17 protein-coding genes and 1 tRNA gene are annotated in these 17,503 nt (G+C 66.8%); 8 read left to right on the top strand and 10 right to left on the bottom strand.

What is annotated here, in order from left to right; all coding sequences use genetic code 11:
* Nucleotides 1-138 precede the first annotated feature (138 nt).
* Complete coding sequence (gene gltX / locus ACFXP9_RS00435; protein ID WP_397207613.1) at nucleotides 139-1,464, bottom strand: glutamate--tRNA ligase; 1,326 nt, start codon at nucleotides 1,462-1,464, stop codon at nucleotides 139-141.
* 82 nt (nucleotides 1,465-1,546) lie between these two features.
* Here gltX and ACFXP9_RS00430 point away from each other — a divergent pair, with 82 nt between their 5' ends.
* The gene (locus tag ACFXP9_RS00430) at nucleotides 1,547-1,954 is read left to right on the top strand and encodes a metallopeptidase family protein (protein ID WP_397207611.1); all 408 of its coding nucleotides are present in this window, start codon (nucleotides 1,547-1,549) and stop codon (nucleotides 1,952-1,954) included.
* Nucleotides 1,955-1,959: 5 nt separating this feature from the next.
* On the top strand, nucleotides 1,960-2,928 hold the full coding sequence (locus ACFXP9_RS00425) for a 1-phosphofructokinase family hexose kinase (protein WP_397207609.1): 969 nt from the start codon (nucleotides 1,960-1,962) through the stop codon (nucleotides 2,926-2,928).
* A gap of 212 nt (nucleotides 2,929-3,140) precedes the next feature.
* Here the strand turns inward: ACFXP9_RS00425 and ACFXP9_RS00420 are convergent, their stop codons facing one another.
* Nucleotides 3,141-3,467, bottom strand: coding sequence for a DUF6280 family protein (locus ACFXP9_RS00420; protein ID WP_397207607.1), 327 nt, complete (start codon nucleotides 3,465-3,467; stop codon nucleotides 3,141-3,143).
* Between the two features lie 327 nt (nucleotides 3,468-3,794).
* On the opposite strand from ACFXP9_RS00420, the gene efp reads away from it, so the two are divergent.
* Nucleotides 3,795-4,358 (top strand): elongation factor P, encoded by a 564-nt coding sequence (gene efp, locus ACFXP9_RS00415; protein WP_397207605.1) that lies wholly within the window; start codon nucleotides 3,795-3,797, stop codon nucleotides 4,356-4,358.
* 46 nt (nucleotides 4,359-4,404) lie between these two features.
* Here efp and dinB read toward each other — a convergent pair whose 3' ends face one another.
* Genes dinB through ACFXP9_RS00400 form a run of 3 tightly spaced genes read right to left on the bottom strand, consistent with a single transcriptional unit; the run spans nucleotide 4,405 to nucleotide 7,998 of the window.
* Nucleotides 4,405-5,517, bottom strand: coding sequence for a DNA polymerase IV (gene dinB, locus ACFXP9_RS00410; protein WP_397209908.1), 1,113 nt, complete (start codon nucleotides 5,515-5,517; stop codon nucleotides 4,405-4,407).
* Complete coding sequence (ygfZ, locus tag ACFXP9_RS00405) at nucleotides 5,514-6,293, bottom strand: CAF17-like 4Fe-4S cluster assembly/insertion protein YgfZ (RefSeq protein ID WP_397207601.1); 780 nt, start codon at nucleotides 6,291-6,293, stop codon at nucleotides 5,514-5,516. Before ygfZ ends, dinB begins: the two co-directional genes overlap by 4 nt.
* On the bottom strand, nucleotides 6,250-7,998 hold the full coding sequence (locus ACFXP9_RS00400; protein WP_397207599.1) for an ABC transporter ATP-binding protein: 1,749 nt from the start codon (nucleotides 7,996-7,998) through the stop codon (nucleotides 6,250-6,252). Before ACFXP9_RS00400 ends, ygfZ begins: the two co-directional genes overlap by 44 nt.
* A gap of 171 nt (nucleotides 7,999-8,169) precedes the next feature.
* On the opposite strand from ACFXP9_RS00400, the gene ACFXP9_RS00395 reads away from it, so the two are divergent.
* A complete protein-coding gene (locus ACFXP9_RS00395; RefSeq protein WP_397207598.1) occupies nucleotides 8,170-9,345 on the top strand; it encodes a pyridoxal-phosphate-dependent aminotransferase family protein in 1,176 nt (391 codons plus the stop codon).
* A gap of 16 nt (nucleotides 9,346-9,361) precedes the next feature.
* Here ACFXP9_RS00395 and ACFXP9_RS00390 read toward each other — a convergent pair whose 3' ends face one another.
* Together ACFXP9_RS00390 and ACFXP9_RS00385 are read right to left on the bottom strand one after the other, a co-directional pair.
* Nucleotides 9,362-10,207, bottom strand: coding sequence for a TIGR02186 family protein (locus ACFXP9_RS00390; protein WP_397207596.1), 846 nt, complete (start codon nucleotides 10,205-10,207; stop codon nucleotides 9,362-9,364).
* On the bottom strand, nucleotides 10,204-11,124 hold the full coding sequence (locus ACFXP9_RS00385) for a sulfite exporter TauE/SafE family protein (protein ID WP_397207594.1): 921 nt from the start codon (nucleotides 11,122-11,124) through the stop codon (nucleotides 10,204-10,206). Before ACFXP9_RS00385 ends, ACFXP9_RS00390 begins: the two co-directional genes overlap by 4 nt.
* A 146-nt stretch (nucleotides 11,125-11,270) precedes the next feature.
* Between ACFXP9_RS00385 and surE the strand changes: the two genes are divergently transcribed.
* The 3 genes from surE (at nucleotide 11,271) to ACFXP9_RS00370 (ending at nucleotide 14,038) form a co-directional block, all read left to right on the top strand.
* Nucleotides 11,271-12,065 carry a 5'/3'-nucleotidase SurE gene (gene surE, locus ACFXP9_RS00380; protein WP_397207592.1) on the top strand — a complete coding sequence of 265 codons (795 nt, stop codon included), beginning with the start codon at nucleotides 11,271-11,273 and terminating at the stop codon, nucleotides 12,063-12,065.
* A complete protein-coding gene (locus ACFXP9_RS00375) occupies nucleotides 12,062-12,748 on the top strand; it encodes a protein-L-isoaspartate(D-aspartate) O-methyltransferase (protein ID WP_397207590.1) in 687 nt (228 codons plus the stop codon). Before surE ends, ACFXP9_RS00375 begins: the two co-directional genes overlap by 4 nt.
* 135 nt (nucleotides 12,749-12,883) lie before the next feature.
* Entirely contained in the window at nucleotides 12,884-14,038 is a 1,155-nt protein-coding gene (locus ACFXP9_RS00370; protein ID WP_397207588.1) for a peptidoglycan DD-metalloendopeptidase family protein, read from the top strand.
* Between the two features lie 66 nt (nucleotides 14,039-14,104).
* Here ACFXP9_RS00370 and ACFXP9_RS00365 read toward each other — a convergent pair whose 3' ends face one another.
* The 3 genes from ACFXP9_RS00365 to ACFXP9_RS00355 are packed head-to-tail and all read right to left on the bottom strand — an operon-like array spanning nucleotide 14,105 to nucleotide 17,225.
* On the bottom strand, nucleotides 14,105-15,130 hold the full coding sequence (locus ACFXP9_RS00365; RefSeq protein WP_397207586.1) for a prolipoprotein diacylglyceryl transferase: 1,026 nt from the start codon (nucleotides 15,128-15,130) through the stop codon (nucleotides 14,105-14,107).
* Nucleotides 15,131-15,153: 23 nt separating this feature from the next.
* Nucleotides 15,154-16,557 carry a TolC family outer membrane protein gene (locus ACFXP9_RS00360; protein WP_397207584.1) on the bottom strand — a complete coding sequence of 468 codons (1,404 nt, stop codon included), beginning with the start codon at nucleotides 16,555-16,557 and terminating at the stop codon, nucleotides 15,154-15,156.
* Between the two features lie 14 nt (nucleotides 16,558-16,571).
* Nucleotides 16,572-17,225: a protein-L-isoaspartate O-methyltransferase family protein gene (locus tag ACFXP9_RS00355; protein ID WP_397207582.1), complete on the bottom strand. Its 654-nt coding sequence runs from the start codon at nucleotides 17,223-17,225 to the stop codon at nucleotides 16,572-16,574.
* Nucleotides 17,226-17,398: 173 nt separating this feature from the next.
* On the opposite strand from ACFXP9_RS00355, the gene ACFXP9_RS00350 reads away from it, so the two are divergent.
* Nucleotides 17,399-17,472: transfer RNA gene (locus ACFXP9_RS00350), tRNA-Cys, on the top strand.
* Nucleotides 17,473-17,503 lie beyond the last annotated feature (31 nt).

The raw sequence follows: 17,503 nt of genomic DNA, 5'->3' as shown, positions 1-17,503 counted from the left end.
CGTCAAGCGGGTTTTGCCCCACCCGCCACTTTTTTCTGCCGCCGCCAGCGGGCAAAACAAAACCGCCGGAAAACCGGCGGTTCAGGGGGCGCGTGGCCCATGACGATTCTTCGTTGCGCAAATACCCCGGCGCGGCGTTTACCCCCGCGCCCGCACCACCTGCAAAAGCGGCATCAGATCGGCCATATCCGGGCCATGCGCCTGCCCCGTCACCGCCTTGCGCAGCGGCATGAACAGGCCCTTTCCCTTGCGCCCCGTGGCGGCCTTCACGGCGGCGGTCCATTCGCCCCAGCTTGCCTCGCTGTAAGGCGGCGGCGGCAGCAGGGTCATGGCCTGCGCGACGAAATCGGCATCCTCGGGCGCGATGTCGGGCGCGGCGCCCTGACTGAAAATCTGCCACCACGCGGCCAGATCATCCAGCCGGGTGATGTTCTGGCTGGCCACGCGCCAGAACCGCTGCGCCAGATCATCCGGCACCCCCAGCGCGGCAATGCGGTCGCGCACGGCGTCAAAGGGCAGCGCCTGATTGCGTTCGCGGGTCAGCGGCCACAGCGCCTCGGCGTCGAATTTGGTGGGCGAGGCCCCGAATTGCGCCAGATCGAACCCTTCGGCCAGATCGTCCAGCGACAGCTTCAGCTCGACCGGCTGGCTGGACCCCAGACGCGCCATCATCGACAACAGCGCCTCGGCCGCGACACCCGATTCGCGCAGGTCGCGGATCGACAGCGCCCCCAGCCGCTTGGACAGTTCCTGCCCCTGCGCGCCGGTCAAAAGGCTGTGATGGGCAAAGCGCGGCGGCTGGCCGCCAATCGCGCGGATGATCTGAATCTGGGTCGCGGTATTGGTCACATGGTCGGCACCGCGCACGATATCGGTCACGCCCATATCGGTGTCATCCACCGACGAGGCAAAGGTATACAGCACCTGCCCATCGGCCCGGATCAGCACCGGGTCGGACACGCTGGCGGCATCAATGGAAATATCGCCCAGAATGCCATCGGCCCATTCGATCCGCTCGTGGTCCAGCCGGAACCGCCAATAGCCCTCGCGCCCCTCGGCCCGCAGCCGGTCCTTGTCGGCATCTGTCAGCGCCAGCCCGGCGCGGTCGTAGACCGGCGGCTTGCCCATGTTCAGCTGCTTTTTGCGCTTCAGGTCCAGCTCGGTCGGGGTTTCAAACACCTCATACAGCTTGCCCGCGGCGCGCAGATCGTCCGCGACAGCGGCATAGCGGTCCAGCCGCAGCGACTGGCGTTCCTCGCGGTCCCAATGCAGACCCAGCCATTCCAGATCGCGCTTGATGCCGTCGACATATTCCTGCCTGGACCGTTCGCGGTCGGTATCGTCAAGCCGCAGGATGAACGTGCCGCCCGCCTTGCGGGCAATCAGATAGTTCATCAGCGCGGTGCGCAGGTTGCCAACGTGAATATGGCCGGTGGGCGAAGGGGCGAAGCGGGTGGTGGTCATCGGAAAACTCTCCTGTTCGCGATCCGCTCTTTCACAACGGCCCCTTTTTGTCCATATCGGCAAGGCAGACAGAGGATTCAGGATGACCGACCCCGCGACAGCCTGCGCCCCCTCGGGCGACCAGATCGAGACCCTCGCCCGTGCCGTGCTGGCCGATTTCCCCGCAGCCTTTGCACAACCCGCGGCGCAGGTCATCCTGCGGGTGTCGGATTTCGCCCCCGAGGATATGCTGGACGAGCTGGAAATCGACGACCCGTTCGAGCTGACAGGCCTGTATGACGGCATCCCGATGACCGAAAAATCGGCGTCCGAGCCGCAGGCCTTCCCCGATACGGTGTTCCTGTTCCGCCGCCCGATCCTGGATGAATGGGCGGCACGCGGCAATGTCACGCTGGCGGAACTGGTGCGCAACGTGGTGGTGCATGAATTTGCCCATCATTTCGGCTGGTCCGACGACGATATCGCCCGCATCGACCAGTGGTGGGACTGACGCCCATGGAACCCCAAAGCGCACTGCAGACCCCGATCCTGACCGTCACCCTGAACCCGGCGCTGGACCTGTCCACCGGCGCGGCGCAGGTGGTGCCCGATATCAAGCTGCGCTGTGACCCGGTGGTGACCGACCCCGGCGGCGGCGGCATCAATGTCAGCCGCGCCATTGCGGTGATGGGCGGTCACAGTCAGGCCATGGTGGCGCTTGGCGGCGCCACCGGCCAGCGCATCGCCGAGATGCTGCCCCAGCCCGGAATCGACGTCATCGCCCTGCCCTCGCCGGGGGAAACACGACAATCGCTGGCGGTGATGGACCATAACAGCGGGCTGCAATACCGCTTTGTCATGCCCGGCCCGGAATGGGACGCGGCACAGGTGCAACAGGCATTGGACGGCATCCGCGCCGCCGCCTGTCGCGATGGCTGGGTGGTGCTGTCAGGCTCGAACCCGCCGGGCGTGCCCGCCGATTTCGCCCGCCGCCTGTCGCAACGCCTGCGCCATTGCGGCGCCAACCTGCTGGTCGACACATCAGGTCCGGCCCTGCATCAGGTCGCCAAGGCGGACGATGCCGCCCTTGCCGTCCTGCGCATGGACGAGGCCGAGGCAACCGAACTGGCCGCCCGCCCCCTGCCCGACCGCAAGGCCAGCGCCGATTTCGCCAGCGATCTGGTGGCGAGCGGCGTCGCACAGGCGGTGATCGTGGCGCGCGGCAGTGATGGCAATATCGTCGCCACCCCACAAGGCCGCTGGCACGCCGAGGCTGCGAAGGTCGATATCATCAGCAAGGTCGGCGCGGGCGACAGCTTTGTCGCGGGCTTTGTGCTGGCGCGGGCGCGCGGCATGGACCCGGCGCGTGCCATGGGCCTGGGGGCGGCGGCGGCATCGGCCACCTGCATGACCCCCGCGACCGAATTGTGTCACGCCGAAGATGTCGCGAAACTGGATGCCGCGCGGGTTATCACCGCAATCTGATTGCCGCGATGCCGCCGGGGGGCTTTGCGCCCCCCGCACCCCCCGCAGGATATTTGGGCCAGGATGAAAGGGCGCGCAGGCCACTCGCTTTTGTCACAAATACCTTCGGGGGTCAGGGGGCAGACAGCCCCCTGTCTTACCTGAATGCTGCCTTACCTGAATGCAAAAGGGCCGCCAGTGGCGGCCCGAAAGCGGCGATGGCGGGGGTTGGCTCAGGCGGCCTCGGCCTCGTCAGCCTCGGCGGCCATGCGGCGTTCGCTTTCCTCGCGCGACAGGGCGACCGAGGTGCGCACGCCTTTCGACACGAATTCCATCAGGCCCTTGACCACCCGTTCGTTCGGGTCGATGCCGGCGCAGGACAGCACCTCGCGCCCGTCGCGGGACCGCGCCCAACGCGCGATCTGTTCGGCGCCATTGCCATATTTCTTGTCATCGGCAATCGCGTCGTCCAGCGCCGCCAGCACCACGGCAGCGAACAGCTTGCGGGCGCGCTGGCCCTGTTCATAGTTAAAGGCGGAACCATCCACAAAATCACGCATCGTCGTCTTTCCTGCTTGAACCGCAGCTATCCCGGAACGGGGCAACCGGCCCTGTCCTTGTCCTGTCAGAAGGAAGTGCCACTGATAGGCCACAACCGTCCGATTCGTTATTCCCCGCAATGCATAACTGCCATGCGCACAGGGCAATGCAGCCAAACCCTTGGTATTACCGCCGCTGCCTGCATCCGGGTCAGACAGCCCGTCATCTTGACAACGCCGAAACCTGCTTTTGGTTGCCTTGCGGGTATTTTTGGGGATATAGGACGCCACAAGCCCGGTTCAAGCAGTCGCCGGGAATGATTTCCACAATCCTTTCAAGGTTATCCCATGCCCAAGATCAACGGCAACGAAATCCGTCCGGGTAATGTGCTGGAACATGACGGGGGCCTGTGGGCTGCCGTCAAGGTCAACCACGTCAAGCCCGGCAAAGGCGGCGCCTTCGCGCAGGTCGAACTGAAAAACCTGCGCGACGGTCGCAAACTGAACGAGCGTTTCCGCAGCGAGGACAAGGTCGAACGCGTCCGTCTGGACCAGAAAGACCAGCAATTCCTGTATGAAACCGATGGTCGTCTGGTGTTCATGGACAGCGACACCTATGAGCAGACCGAACTGGACGCCGAATTGCTGGGTGATCGCCGCCCCTTCCTGCAAGACGGGATGATGGCCACGATCGAATATTACGGCGACGAGGCCCTTTCCGTGCAACTGCCCCAGAAAGTCACCTGCAAGGTCACCGAGACCGAGCCGGTGGTCAAAGGTCAGACCGCCGCCAACAGCTATAAACCCGCGATTCTGGACAATGGCGTGCGCATCATGGTGCCGCCCTTCATCGGTCAGGACGAAGACATTATCGTCAACACCGAACTGTTCGAATATTCCGAACGCGCCTGAACACCGCATCCCGGAACCGTCAAAGCCGCCCCAAGGGGCGGCTTTTTCATGCAAACAGGTCCGGCTGGTCGGTGTCGTGGTCATCCGGCGCGACCAGACCTGACAGGGTGATCCCCAACAGCCGCACCCCGCGCGGGTCGGGCAGCACGCCGGTCAGTAACGACACGCCCATGGCCAGCATCTCGTCCCGGCTGGCGACGGGGCGGTGCAGCGAATGCGCGCGGGTCAGTTGCCGGAAATCGCTGAACCGCACCTTGACCGTCACCGTCCGGCCTTGCGCGCGATGCCGGGTCACGGCGGCCCAGACCTTGTCGGCCAGCGCCGCCAGTGCGGCCTCGGCCGGGGCCAGCCCGTGCAGATCCTGGGCATAGGTCGTCTCGGCCCCGATGGATTTGCGCACCCGGTCGGGGCTGACGCGGCGGTGATCGACCCCGCGCGAGATGTTCCAGTAATGCCGCCCCGCCTTGCCAAAGCGGCGCATCAGCACCGGCAGGCTTTGCGCACGCAGATCGGCGCCGGTTTCGATGCCCATCGCCGCCATTTTCGCCGCCGTGGCCGGGCCGATGCCGTGGAATTTGCGGATCGGCAGGGTCAGCACGAAATCGGGGCCGCGTTCGGGCGGGATGACGAACTGGCCATCCGGCTTGTTCTGGTCCGAGGCGATCTTGGCCAGAAACTTGTTATAACTGATGCCGGCGCTGGCGGTCAGCCCGGTCTCGGTGCGGATGCGGTCGCGGATCAGCCGCGCCAGCGCGGTGGCGGTCTGGCCCGGCGCCAGATGATCGGTCACGTCCAGATAGGCCTCGTCCAGCGACAGCGGCTCGATCAGCGGGGTGTAATCGGCAAAGATTGCCCGGATCCGGGTGCTGACCGCGCGGTAAACGTCAAAGCGCGATTTCACAAAGATCAGGTCCGGGCACAGCCGCGCCGCCCGGGTCGAGGGCATGGCCGAACGCACCCCGTAAACGCGCGCCTCATAGCTGGCCGCCGCCACCACGCCCCGCAGCCCCGACCCGCCAACCGCCACCGGCCTGCCGCGCAGCTCGGGGTTGTCGCGCTGTTCGACGCTGGCGAAAAACGCGTCCATGTCGATGTGAATGATGCGCCGGACGCGGGTGTCGCCATCTGGGGCGGGCGCATCCGGCGGCACCGGTGTCATGCCGAGGGGTCGTCCGGGTCCGGGGCCAGCCGGGCATCCCCCGCGATCATGCCGTCGCTGATGCGGTCAAAGCGCAGATGCGCCAGCGCCCGCCCGCCGGATTGGGTGAACAGGGTGCCTGCCTCGCGCCCGTCGGGGGTCAGAACCGGGGTGCCGATGGCGGCGGCACCGTCGATCAGCACGCGGCGCAGGCCTTTGCGCAGCTCGGTCTTGTTGTGCATCCGGGCGGTGACCTCTTGCCCGACATAACAGCCCTTGCGGAAATCGACGCCGTGCAGGCGTTCGAACCCGTATTCCAGAATGAAGGCGTCATTGGGCCGCAATTCCACCCCGGCCTGCGGCACCACATGTGCCACGCGCAGCGCGTCCCTGTCGACCGCCTGATCCGCGCCGCTGCCATAGGCCCGCCAGCCCAGGGCCGGATGCCGGGGGTCGGTGATCGCGCCGTCGGGTGCATCGGTCAGGCCGCGCGTCACCGCCAGATCCAGCGGCGTCAGCGTAACCTGCGCGCGCAGCTTGTACATCGACAGCCGCCGCATCAGGTCGCCCGCCTGCGCGGCATCGGCGTCGATCAGCAGCCCGTCCTGCCAGGGCAGCACAAAGAAATCGGCCAGATATTTGCCTTGCGGCGTCAGCATCGCCGCCCAGACCGGCGCGCGGCGGATATCGTTACTGACCAGACCTTGCAGGAAATCGCCCGCATCAGGCCCGGTGACATGGATCAGCCCGCGTTCAGACATCGTCGCCCCCGAATTGCAGCCGGACAAGGCGAGCATAGGCGCCGTTCCTTGCCATCAATTCGTCATGTGTGCCCTGTTCGACCGCCTGTCCAGCCTCGATCACGACAATCTTGTCGGCATTGCGGATGGTCGACAGCCGATGCGCAATGACCAGCGTGGTGCGGTCGCGCGACAGCTGGTCCAGCGCCTGCTGCACCATGCGTTCCGATGCGGTATCCAGCGCGCTGGTCGCCTCGTCCAGCAGCAGGATCGGGGCATCGCGCAGCACCGCGCGGGCAATCGCCACCCGCTGACGCTGGCCCCCGGACAGGGCCGAACCGCGCGGCCCCGCCGGTGTGTCCAGCCCGGCCGGCAGGCCGTCGGTGAAATCGGCCACATGCGCGGCCTGCACCGCGCGGCGCAGATCGGCGGGGTCGGTGGGGTGCCCGGCCTCGATATTGTCGCGCAGGCTTTCATCAAACAGCGATGGTTCCTGCGCCACGGTGGAAAACTGTGCCCGCAGCACCGCAAGGTCGAAATCGCGCACCGGCACGCCGCCAAGGGTGATCTGGCCGCGTTCCGGGTCGACCAGACGGGTCAGCAAGTTAAACACCGTGGTTTTGCCCGCCCCGGACGGCCCGACCAGCGCCGTGGTCTGGCCCGCCTGCGCGGTCAGCGTCAGCCCGCGCAGCACCGGGGTGTCGTCATAGGACAGCCAGATGTCATCCAGCACAATCGTCGTGGTGTCGGGCGCATCGCGGCGCGGGCCGGAAAACACCGTGGGCCGGGTGTCAAAGATGGCATAGATCCGTTCCAGGCTGGCGGCGGCGACCTGAAACGTCCCCGCCAGCCCGCCAAGCCGCCGCAGCGGCTGAAACGCCAGCGCGATGGCCGAAAAGAACGCCATGAAATCGCCCACTGTGCGTTCGCCGCGCGTGACCTCGGCCCCGCCAAGCGCCAGCACACCGACAAAGCCGATGCCGGTCACGATGTCGATCAGCGCCGGAATGACGGCGCGGATCGCGGCCATCTTGACCTCGCCCTCACGGATGCGGTCGACGATCTGGCCAAAGCGTTCGGTCTGATAGGTTTCCATCTGGTTCAGCCGCACCGCCTGCATCCCGTGCAGCACCTCGTCCAGACGGGTGGCGCGGTCGCTGGCACGCACCCGGATCTGGCCCATCTTGCGGCGGATATAGCGCTGCACCAGCACCGTCGGCAAAATCAGCAGCGGCGCCCCGATCATCGCCGTCACCGTCCACAGCGGGTCGATGCTGATCGCCACCGCAAACAGCGTCAGCAGCGAAATGATGTCGCGGCCCATACCGGAAATGAAGGTGGCCCAGACATCCTGAACCCCCATCGTGTCGCCCTGAATCCGTTCCAGCATCGCGCCGGGGGGGTTGTGCTGGAAAAACCGGCTGTCCAGCGTCAGGATATGCGCCAGCAGGTCGGTCTGCATCCGCGTCGACACGGCCAGCGACACCCCGGTCATCAGGCTGCGGTTGATGATCAGCGTGGTGGCGCGGGTCAGAAACAGTGCAAAGATAATGCCCCCGACCCACCAGACCGCATCGGTGTCGCCGCCGACAAAGACCCGGTCGAACAGCGGCTTCAGCATCCAGGACAACAGCCCCAGGGTCGAGCCCTCGACCACCATGAAAAAGAACGCCGCCGCCATGCGCGGCCAGTGCGGCCGCAGGTAATCGCGCCACATGCGCCGAAACAGGCTGTGCGTGGCATAGTCGGTCTGGCGCGTCATGTCCCGCATCGTTTCCCGCATTCTGGCCCCTTGCGTCACGCGCATCGGGCGGCTGGCTTTGGCAATGCCGATTGATAGGCCGCATGGCCGCGCGGGGCAAGCGCTGTGCGGGCGCTTGACGGCTTGGGCGCCAAGGGCTTAGGCCGGAAAAACGCAGCGAAAGGACGCAACATGAGCTTTGCCTTCGGCCACCCGGCGCTGGCCATCCCCGGCCCCTCGGCCACGCCAGACCGGGTGTTGCGCGCCATGCACCGCGCCGCCACCGATATTTACGCCGGCGAACTGGTGCAGGTGAATGCGCGCGTGGTCGCGGCGCTGAAACGGCTGGCGGGCACGACCGGCGATGTTGCGCCCTATATCGGCAACGGCCATGCCGGGTGGGAGGCCGCGACAACCAACCTGCTGAACCGGGGCGACCGCGCGCTGGTGCTGGTCAACGGCATGTTCGGGGCCGGATGGGCCGCCCATGCCCGCGCCCTTGGCATCGAGGTCGAGGAACTGACCAGCCCCCACGGCCAGCCCGCCGACCCCGCCGCGCTGGCCAGCCGTCTGGCCGATGACCGCGATCACCGCATCCGCGCGGTGCTGTGCACGCAGGTCGACACCGCGACCTCGGTGCGTAACGACCTGCCCGCGCTGCGCGCCGCGATGGGCGACCACCCCGCCGCCTTTGCCGTTGACGCCATTGCCTCGCTGGGATGCGAACCGCTGCGAATGGATGACTGGGGCATCGACCTGCTGGTCTCGGCCAGCCAGAAGGGGCTGATGGCGCCGCCGGGGCTGGCCTTTGTCTGGATCGGGCCGCGCCTGAAGGGCGGCACCGATCTGGTGACACCCTATTGGGACTGGCGCCCGCGCGTCGCGGCACAGGCGCTGTGGCAATATTGGGGCGGCACCCCGCCGGTTCAGCATATCTATGGCATGGATCAGGCCCTGCGGATGCTGCTGGACGACGAAGGGCTGGACGCCGCCCATGCCCGCCATCACGGGCTGGCGCAGGCGGTCTGGGCCGCGTTCGATTGCTGGTCGGCGGGGCATCCGGGCCTTGCGCTGACCGTGGCCGATCCGGCGGCGCGGGCATGGTCGGTCACCGCCGCCAGCATCCCCGGCGCCACCGGCCTGCGCGACTGGGCCACCCGGCACATGGGCACCACGCTGGGGCTGGGGCTGGGGGCGCCCGACCCCGACAATGCGCTGCGCATCGGCCATATGGGACATCTGTCGGCGCAATCGCTGCTGGGGACGCTGGCGGTGGTGGAAACCGCAATGACCGCGCTGAACATCCCCCACGGCCCCGGCGCGCTGACTGCCGCGACCGCCCGTCTGGCCGGGCTGGCGGGGGCGTGAACCGCGCGCGGCCAGCTCAGCCTGGGCGCAGCAACCGCATCAGGGCCGAGGCCCCCCAGCCCGCGATCACCGCAATCGCCAGTGACAGCAGGCCATAGACCAGCGGCTGATCGAAGGCCAACCGATACAGCCAGCGTTCCAGCCCCACCTTGCGCACGTCAATGGCCGCGCGATAGGTGTCGATAACCTCGCCGCCGCGGACCAGAAAAATGCGGGTCTTATAGGACCCCTCGACCAGATTGGCGGGCAGGCGCACATCGGCGCGAAACAGCGTGTCGTCCACCAGCGCCACGCTGCCCTCGTCCAGCCGGTACAGGCCCTGACGGATGCGATCCCTGATCAGCGCCTCGGTAAAGGCGGGCACGTCCTGCGCGGTCGGTGCCCCGGCAAAGGCCCGCATCGCCAGCGGCACAGAAATGCGATACCGCGTATCCGCCGCCGGCGACAGGATCTGGCGCAGCGGGCCGGTGGTGGTGACGCTGTAAAACCCCGGCGCCGCCCCGACCGAGACCGCGCTGGCATTCACCCAGATCCCGAAACGGCGTTCCTTGCGGCGGATGGTCAGCGCCTCGGACGGGCCTTCAACGGTGACGATGACCTGCAAGGGCGTCGCCGGGGCGGGCATGTCACGCTTGACCGCGCCGTAAATAAGGATGTCCGACCCGTCAAAGCTGGCGGTGATCGCCACCGCGTCCCGCGACAGACCAGCGACGATCTTTTCATGGCGGACAGGGGTTTGGGCATTGGGGGAAATCCGCTGATTCACGCCGGGATATTGGGGATAGCCATCATCGACATCAAAGCCCGACGCTGCCCCCGCCAGCACCAGCAGCGCCGCCGCCACAAGACCGCGCCCGATCATACCAGCCCCCGCGTGACCGAATACAGATGCTCGGGCATGGAAAACAGATCCCAGGCCAGCCTGCCGCAGACCAGCAGCACCAGCAGCGCCAGCAGAATGCGCAGCTGTTCGGCCCGCAGCCGCGCCCCCAGCGTGGTGCCGATCTGCGCGCCCGTCACCCCGCCCACGATCAGCAGCACCGCCAGCATGATGTCGACGGTGTTGGAACTGACCGCGTGCATCAGCGTGGTAAAGGCGCTGACGAAAGTGATCTGAAACAGCGACGTGCCGATCACCACCTTGGTCGGCATCCCCAGCAGGTAAATCATCGCCGGGACCATGATAAAGCCGCCGCCGACCCCCATGATCGCCGCCAGCACCCCCACGGCCAGCCCAACCACCAGCGGCGGAATAGCACTGATATACAAGCCCGAGGCCCGGAATTTCATCTTCAGCGGCAGACGGTGCACCCAGCCATGCTGGTTACGGCGGCGCGGCGCGACCGGGGCGCTGCGGCGGCTGCGATACAGGCTGCGCAGGCTTTCCTGCAACATCATCGCCCCGATCAGCCCCAGAAACAGCACATAGCAGATCTGAACCACCAGATCGACCTGCCCCATGCGTTGCAGCGCGGCAAAGACCCGGACCCCGACAAACGACCCCGCGATCCCCCCGGCCAACAACACCCAGCCCATGCGGAAATCGACGGTCTTGCGCTTCATATGCGCCAGCACCCCCGACACGGACGAGGCCACAACCTGATTGGCCCCGGTCGCCACCGCGATGGGGGGCGGGATGCCGATAAAAAACAACAGCGGCGTGATCAGAAAGCCCCCGCCGACGCCGAACAGGCCGCTCATCAGCCCGACGATCCCGCCAAGACCCACCAGGGTAAAGGCATTGACCGAAACCTCGGCTATGGGAAGAAAGATCTGCATGACGCGCCCGGCTGCTGCTGGTTCCGATCTTGCCGCGACACGGGCGGCAGGTCAAACACATCCGGCGTCGCGCCAACGGGTTGCCGCACCGCCCCGGCCCCGCTAATCAGAGGCGAGACCAGCAAAAAAAATGAGGGCCACGGCGGATGCGTATCCTGATTACCAATGACGATGGCATCAACGCCCCCGGACTGGCCGCCCTGCATGACATCGCGACCGAAATCGCCGGTCCGCAGGGCGAGGTCTGGACCGTCGCCCCGGCATTCGAACAATCGGGCGTCGCGCATTGCATCAGCTATACCCAGCCGACCATGATCGCCCGCCTGTCCGATCGCGTCTATGCCGCCGAGGGCAGCCCCGCGGATTGCGTTCTGGCGGCACTTGGCGACGTGATGGCCGACTGCCCGCCCGATCTGGTGCTGTCGGGGGTCAACCGGGGCAATAATGCCGGCGAAAATGCCATGTATTCCGGCACGGTCGGCGGCGCGATGGAGGCCGCCCTGCAAGGCCTGCCCGCCATCGCGCTGTCGCAATATCTGGGGGCGGGCACGCAGGGGCTGGACGACATGTTTCAGGCCGCACGGGCGCATGGCCCGCGGGTGATCCGCGCGCTGCTGGATCACGGCGACTGGGACAGCGATCAGGACTTCCGGCTGTTTTATAACATCAATTTCCCCCCCTCCGGCGCCGATGGCGTGCGTGGCACCCGCATTGCCGCACAGGGCCGCCGGCGCGGCGCCCGCTTTGGCGTGCAGGCGGTGACCTCGCCCACGGGGCGGCGGTTCTTGTGGGTCACCGGGGCCGACCAGACCATGGCCGCCACCCCCGGCAGCGATGTCGAGGCCCTGCTGGACGGCCATATCGCCATCACCCCGATGCGGGCCGATCTGACCTGCCACGTCACCCTGCCCGGTCTGCAAGAGGCTTTGAACGAGGGATGAGCACCGACATTCCGCCCGCCCCGGCCAGCGGCCCTGACGGCCTGCGCGACCCGTCCGAAACCCGGATGCGGTTCCTGTTCGCCCTGCGTTCGCGCGGGGTGACCGACCCCCGTGTGCTGGAGGCGATGGAACGGGTCGACCGCTCGCTGTTCATTCGCGGCCATTTCGAGGATCGCGCCTGGGACGACACCCCCCTGCCCATCCCCTGCGGCCAGACCATCAGCCAGCCCTCGGTCGTGGGGCTGATGACGCAGGCGCTGGCCGCCGGTCCGCGCGACACGGTGCTGGAGGTCGGGACCGGCTCGGGCTATCAGGCGGCGATCCTGTCGCAACTGTGCCGCCGCGTCTATACCGTCGACCGCCACCGCCGTCTGGTGGCCGAGGCACAGGCGATCTTTGACGCCATGGGCATCAGCAATATCACCGCGCGCGTGGCCGATGGCTCGTTCGGGTTGCCCGAACAGGCCCCGTTTGATCGCATCATGGTGACGGCAGCGGCCGAAGACCCGCCCGGCCCGCTCTTGGCGCAACTCAAGATCGGGGGTATCATGGTGGTGCCGGTCGGACAGTCGGATGCGGTGCAAACGCTGATCCGGGTGACGCGGTCGGAAAGCGGGTTCGACTATGACGAATTGCGTCAGGTCCGGTTCGTGCCGCTGGTCGAGGGACTGGGTCAGGGCTGACCGCACTGCCGCGCGCAGCGGCCCGGCAGGGGGTAACCCACCACCGGGTCGTGGCGTCGGCGCCGCGCCGGAATGGCGGGGCAGAAAAACCGGGGGTGTCAGCGCTGGCGGTCCCGCAAAAATGAGGAAACGAGCATGGACAGGATTTTCCCCAAAACAGCCCTCGGCGTGGCGGTGCTGGGGCTGGTGGCGTCCTGCGCACAGACCGGTTTTGACGTCGATCTGCGGCGCTGGGGACCAAGCGGGTTCGACACGGCGGGCGCTGCCGCAGGCGCGGTGGCGCGGCCAACCCCCGATGCGCGCGGGGTGATCAGCTATCCCAATTATCAGGTCGTGGTGGCACGGCAGGGCGAAACCGTGGCCAGCATTGCCAGCCGGCTGGGTCTGAACGCCAGCCAGTTGGCCCGCCACAATGCCATCGCGGAAAACACGCCCCTGACCCAGGGGGCAATCGTGGCGCTGAACCAGCGCGTTCCCGGCGGCACACCGGCGCGGCCCGCCACCGCGACCAGTGGCGGTGTTTCGGACCCGTTCGCCGGGCAGGGCATCTTGCGGCCCGGCGCCCGCACGACCGATGCCGGCAGCGCGACCAGCACCCAGACCAAAACCGCCGCCCCCGGCCCCGAGCCGCGCCGCCACAGCGTTCAGGCTGGTGAAACCGGCTGGTCGGTGGCGCGCAAATATGGCGTGTCGATTCAGGATCTGGCGCAATGGAACGGCCTGCCCACGGATATGAGCCTGCGCGTCGGGCAGACATTGCTGATCCCGGTTCAGGGACAGAAGGCCCCCTCGGCGCAGACCACCGTGACCGCGCCGGGCAGTGGCAGCCCCACCCCGCGTCCGCCATCCGCCGCAGAACCGCTGCCGAAGGAGAAAACCCAGCCCGCAGCGCAGCCGGTCCAGAAACCCGATGCCCCCGATCTGGGGGCCACGCGCACCGCCGCCTCGGGGGGGCGCTTTGCCATGCCGGTCGCCGGGGCGATCATCCGCCCCTATACGAAAGGCCGGAATGAAGGGATCGACATTTCCGCCCCTTCGGGAACCCCGGTCAAGGCGGCAGGCAGCGGCACCGTCGCCGCCATTACCCGCGATGTCGATCAGGTGCCGATTGTGGTGATCCGTCACAGCGGCGGGTTGATGACCGTCTATGCCGGACTGGATAATCTGAAGGTCAAGAAGGGCGACAGCGTCTCGGCCGGTCAGGCCATCGGTGCCTCGCGCAGCAATGGTGTGGTTCATTTCGAGGTCCGGCAAGGGTTCGAAAGCGTCGACCCGGAAAAATACCTCTGATCGCTTGAGGGCGGGCCGCAAGACAAAGCTGCGCCGCCGCGCTGATCGCGCGGCGGCAGCAGAGGTTCAGGACGCGACGGGCAGGCGATCCTGACGGATCTGCCGGGCACGCAGCATCTGGACGCGGACAGCGCGATCGACCTCGTGGGCGATCACCTCGCCAAGATCGCCGCGCAATTCATCCTGAATAATCTCGCGGATCAGGTCGCGCAGCATCGAGCCCGTATGCGGAAGGCGCTTGGGGTTGGCAGGCGCCGCAGCCTTCGCGACGGGTTCAGCCCCGGTCATCGGTGCCGGCGCAGCGTCGGGGGCGGCATCGTCCTGCACCGGCGGAGTAAGCGACGCCACGGCGGCTGCCGGGGCGGGTTCGGCAACCGGCGCGTCGTCTGCGGCCGGGCCTGCCGTATCTAGATGGGCAGGCACAGCCGAAACCACCGTTTCTTCCACCGCTGCCCTGGGCATGGGCGACAAATCCAACGGGGTACTGAAACCATCGCTGGCCAAGGCGTCATCCGTGCTGGCGTCAGTCGTCGGCGCAGCCGTTTCCCTGACCGGCGCAATTTCGGCCCAAGGGTTGGCCATCGGCGTCGGCAGACGGCGCACGGTCGAGGTCATGAAGCTGGTCCCCGCTGCTGTGGTCTGGCCACCCGCAGCCGTGTCAGCCATGGCGGCACCCTGCGGATGATCCAGCTTCAGCGGCGTTTGCGCCGGGGCTTCGTCCGATGCCTGACGCCCCCAGTCGGGACGCGAGGCTGGGCTGTGGGCGCTGGCAAAGCGGGGCGCGATGCGCGGAACGGCCCCAAAGCGCGAATCACGGTTGGCCGGTTCGTCCGCATCCCGATCTGCAACATCGTCGCCTTGCGCCGCATCACCCTTAGAAGCGGTCGCCGCTTGCGGCGCGACAGGCGCCGTCGCGGTGGCCAGCCGGGGCGTGCCCGGACGCGACATGGTGGAATGGAACGGCAGGGCATCGCGCGCAGCGGCGGGTTTGTCCTGCCCCTCATCCTCGGCAATCAGGCGGCGGATGGCGGCCAGAACATCACCGATATTTTCAGAAATCTCGCTTGCGGAAGCGGGGCGCGGGTCAATCATGGCGCCCCCCTTTGCCAGTCGAATCAGTTTTTGCCGATTGCCCGCAGAACACGGTCAAGGCTTTCGCCCTGGCGGCTGGTGTATGGCGCATTGCGCACCGCGTTGTAGTAAGCCGATGGATCATATTGAGGAACCCCCAGTTTCAGGTTTTCTACCGTCAACAAACCCATAGCGGCCAAAAGTTGATAATTTGCTAATTGCAGGTTGGTTTGTGCAGAAATTTTATCTGCACGCGCCGAAAGCAGTTCCTGTTCGGCATCCAGAACGTCCAGCGTGGTGCGCGCGCCCAGAGTGGCCTCTTCGCGGACACCGTCATAGGCCTGTTGCGCGGCGGAAATCTGCTGGTTGATCGCCTTGATCTGCGCGCGGGCCACGTCGATATTGGCCCATGCGGTGCCCACGGCCTGCGCCACCTGCTTGCCCGCGTGCAGCAACGCGGCACGGGCCGAATCACGTTGCGCCATGGCCTTGCGGTGAACTGCGGGCAGGCGACCGCCGGAATACAGCGTTTGCGACATCTCGATCCCGATCTGCGCGGTGCCGGTGGTCTTGTAGGCGCCGCCAAGTTCGCGCACGGGCGCGCGGGTGCCGCCGATGCCCGCCGTCGCGCCGATGGTGGGGTTGCGTTCCGCCGCTGCCGCCGCGACCGCCAGTTCCGAGGCCGTCACCTGCCGCTGAAGCTGGCGAATCACCGGATGGGTGCGCTGCGCGATGCGCTGCGCCTCGGCCAGCGACGGGGGGGCCTTGGGGGCCTTGGGCGCACCGGACAGCTTGCCGGGTTTGTGCCCCACTGCGGCTTTGTAAGCCTCGTTCGCGACCTCCAGCCGGCCCTGCGCGGCGACCAGTGCGGCGCGGGTCGCGGCCAGACGGGCATCGGCCTGCGACACGTCGGTCACGGTGATTTCCCCAACCTCGAACCGATCGCGCGAGGCGCGCTGTTCCTGGCCGATCACCCGGACCGAATTCTGTTGCAGATCAACCTGTTCAGCCGCCGAAATCACGTCCAGATAGGCCTTGACCGCACCCAGCAGAACGTCCTGTTCGATGCCGATCAGTTCCTCGCGCGTGGCCAGAACGGTTTCCTTGGCAATGTCGATGGCCAGCTGGCTGCGGCCAAAGTCATACAGCGTCATCTGCGCCTGAAATTGCAACGAGGTCGAGCGCTGGTCGATCCCGCCCTCGATATTGGTATAGCTGTGGCTGGCCGCCCATTTCACCACCGGGCGCAGCGCGGCAATGGCGCTGGCCACGTCTTCGTCAGCGGCCCGCAGCACGGCGCGGTTCTGATCCAGAAGCGAGGAATTGCGATAGGCCGAAACCAGCGCGTCCCCCAGACTTTCGGCCAGCGCCGCCACCGGTGTGATCGCCAGAGTCGCGGCTGCAATCGCGCCGGTCAGGCGCGTGCGCAGGGAAATCGAGCGGAACATGGCCCGTCCTTTCGTTACAAAGCAAAGGCCTTTTCGGCCTCGAACCCCGGCAGCACCGGGGCATGGGCGTTGAAGGCAAAGCGCCAGTTGATGCGCCCGTCAATCCGGTAACCGATTCGGGCGACACCCAGATTACCCTCGCGGAAGATCGCGGCGATGCGGCCGCCTTCCTTCAGCTGATCGGCCAGCGCATCGGGCAGTTGCTCGACCGCGCCATTGACCATGATCGCGTCATAAGGGGCCTGCCGGGCATAGCCCGCGGCCAGATCGCCCTGCACCACGGCGGCGTTCATGACCTCGGCGGCGGTCAGCGCGGTCTGGGCCGCCCCGGCCAGTGCTGCATCACCCTCGACCCCGACGACGGCCTGCGCCATGCGCGCCAGAACGGCGGTCGAATACCCCAGCCCGCAGGCCACATCCAGCACCAGATCAGTCGGCTGGATGTCCAGCGCGTCGATCATCTTGGCAAAGCTGCGCGGTTCCAGCAGCACACGCCCCTGCCCCAGCGCGATGTTTTCGCCGCTATAGGCAATTTCGCGGCTGGCGGGCGGCACGAAATCTTCGCGCGCGACGTTCAGCATGGATTCGATGACGGGGAAACGCGTCACATCATTGGGTCGGACCTGGGTATCGACCATGGTGACACGGCGGGCATTGAAATCGGCCATGGAATTAAGGCTCCGGTCAGGCGGTACAGGGGTTCTTTGGCACGATTTGCGGCGCGGGGCAACCGGCAGCGCGCCATGACGCCGCGCCCCACGAACCGGGTGGCGCGACCGGGGCCATCCCCCCTTGCGCGTGTCGCCGGGTTGCTTTATCCCTGCCACACCTCATGACCGGCGGTGGGTTGGCGGAGAGGTTACGCACCGGATTGCAAATCCGTGAAGACCGGTTCGATTCCGGTACCCACCTCCACTTCCGCTTCCTGCGATTATGGTCCCTTTCG

Origin of the sequence: Paracoccus jiaweipingae (assembly GCF_044335505.1) — a bacterium.
Taxonomy (GTDB): domain Bacteria; phylum Pseudomonadota; class Alphaproteobacteria; order Rhodobacterales; family Rhodobacteraceae; genus Paracoccus.
Note: the sequence above shows the minus strand (reverse complement) of the source record. Positions and strands in the feature narration are given on the sequence as shown.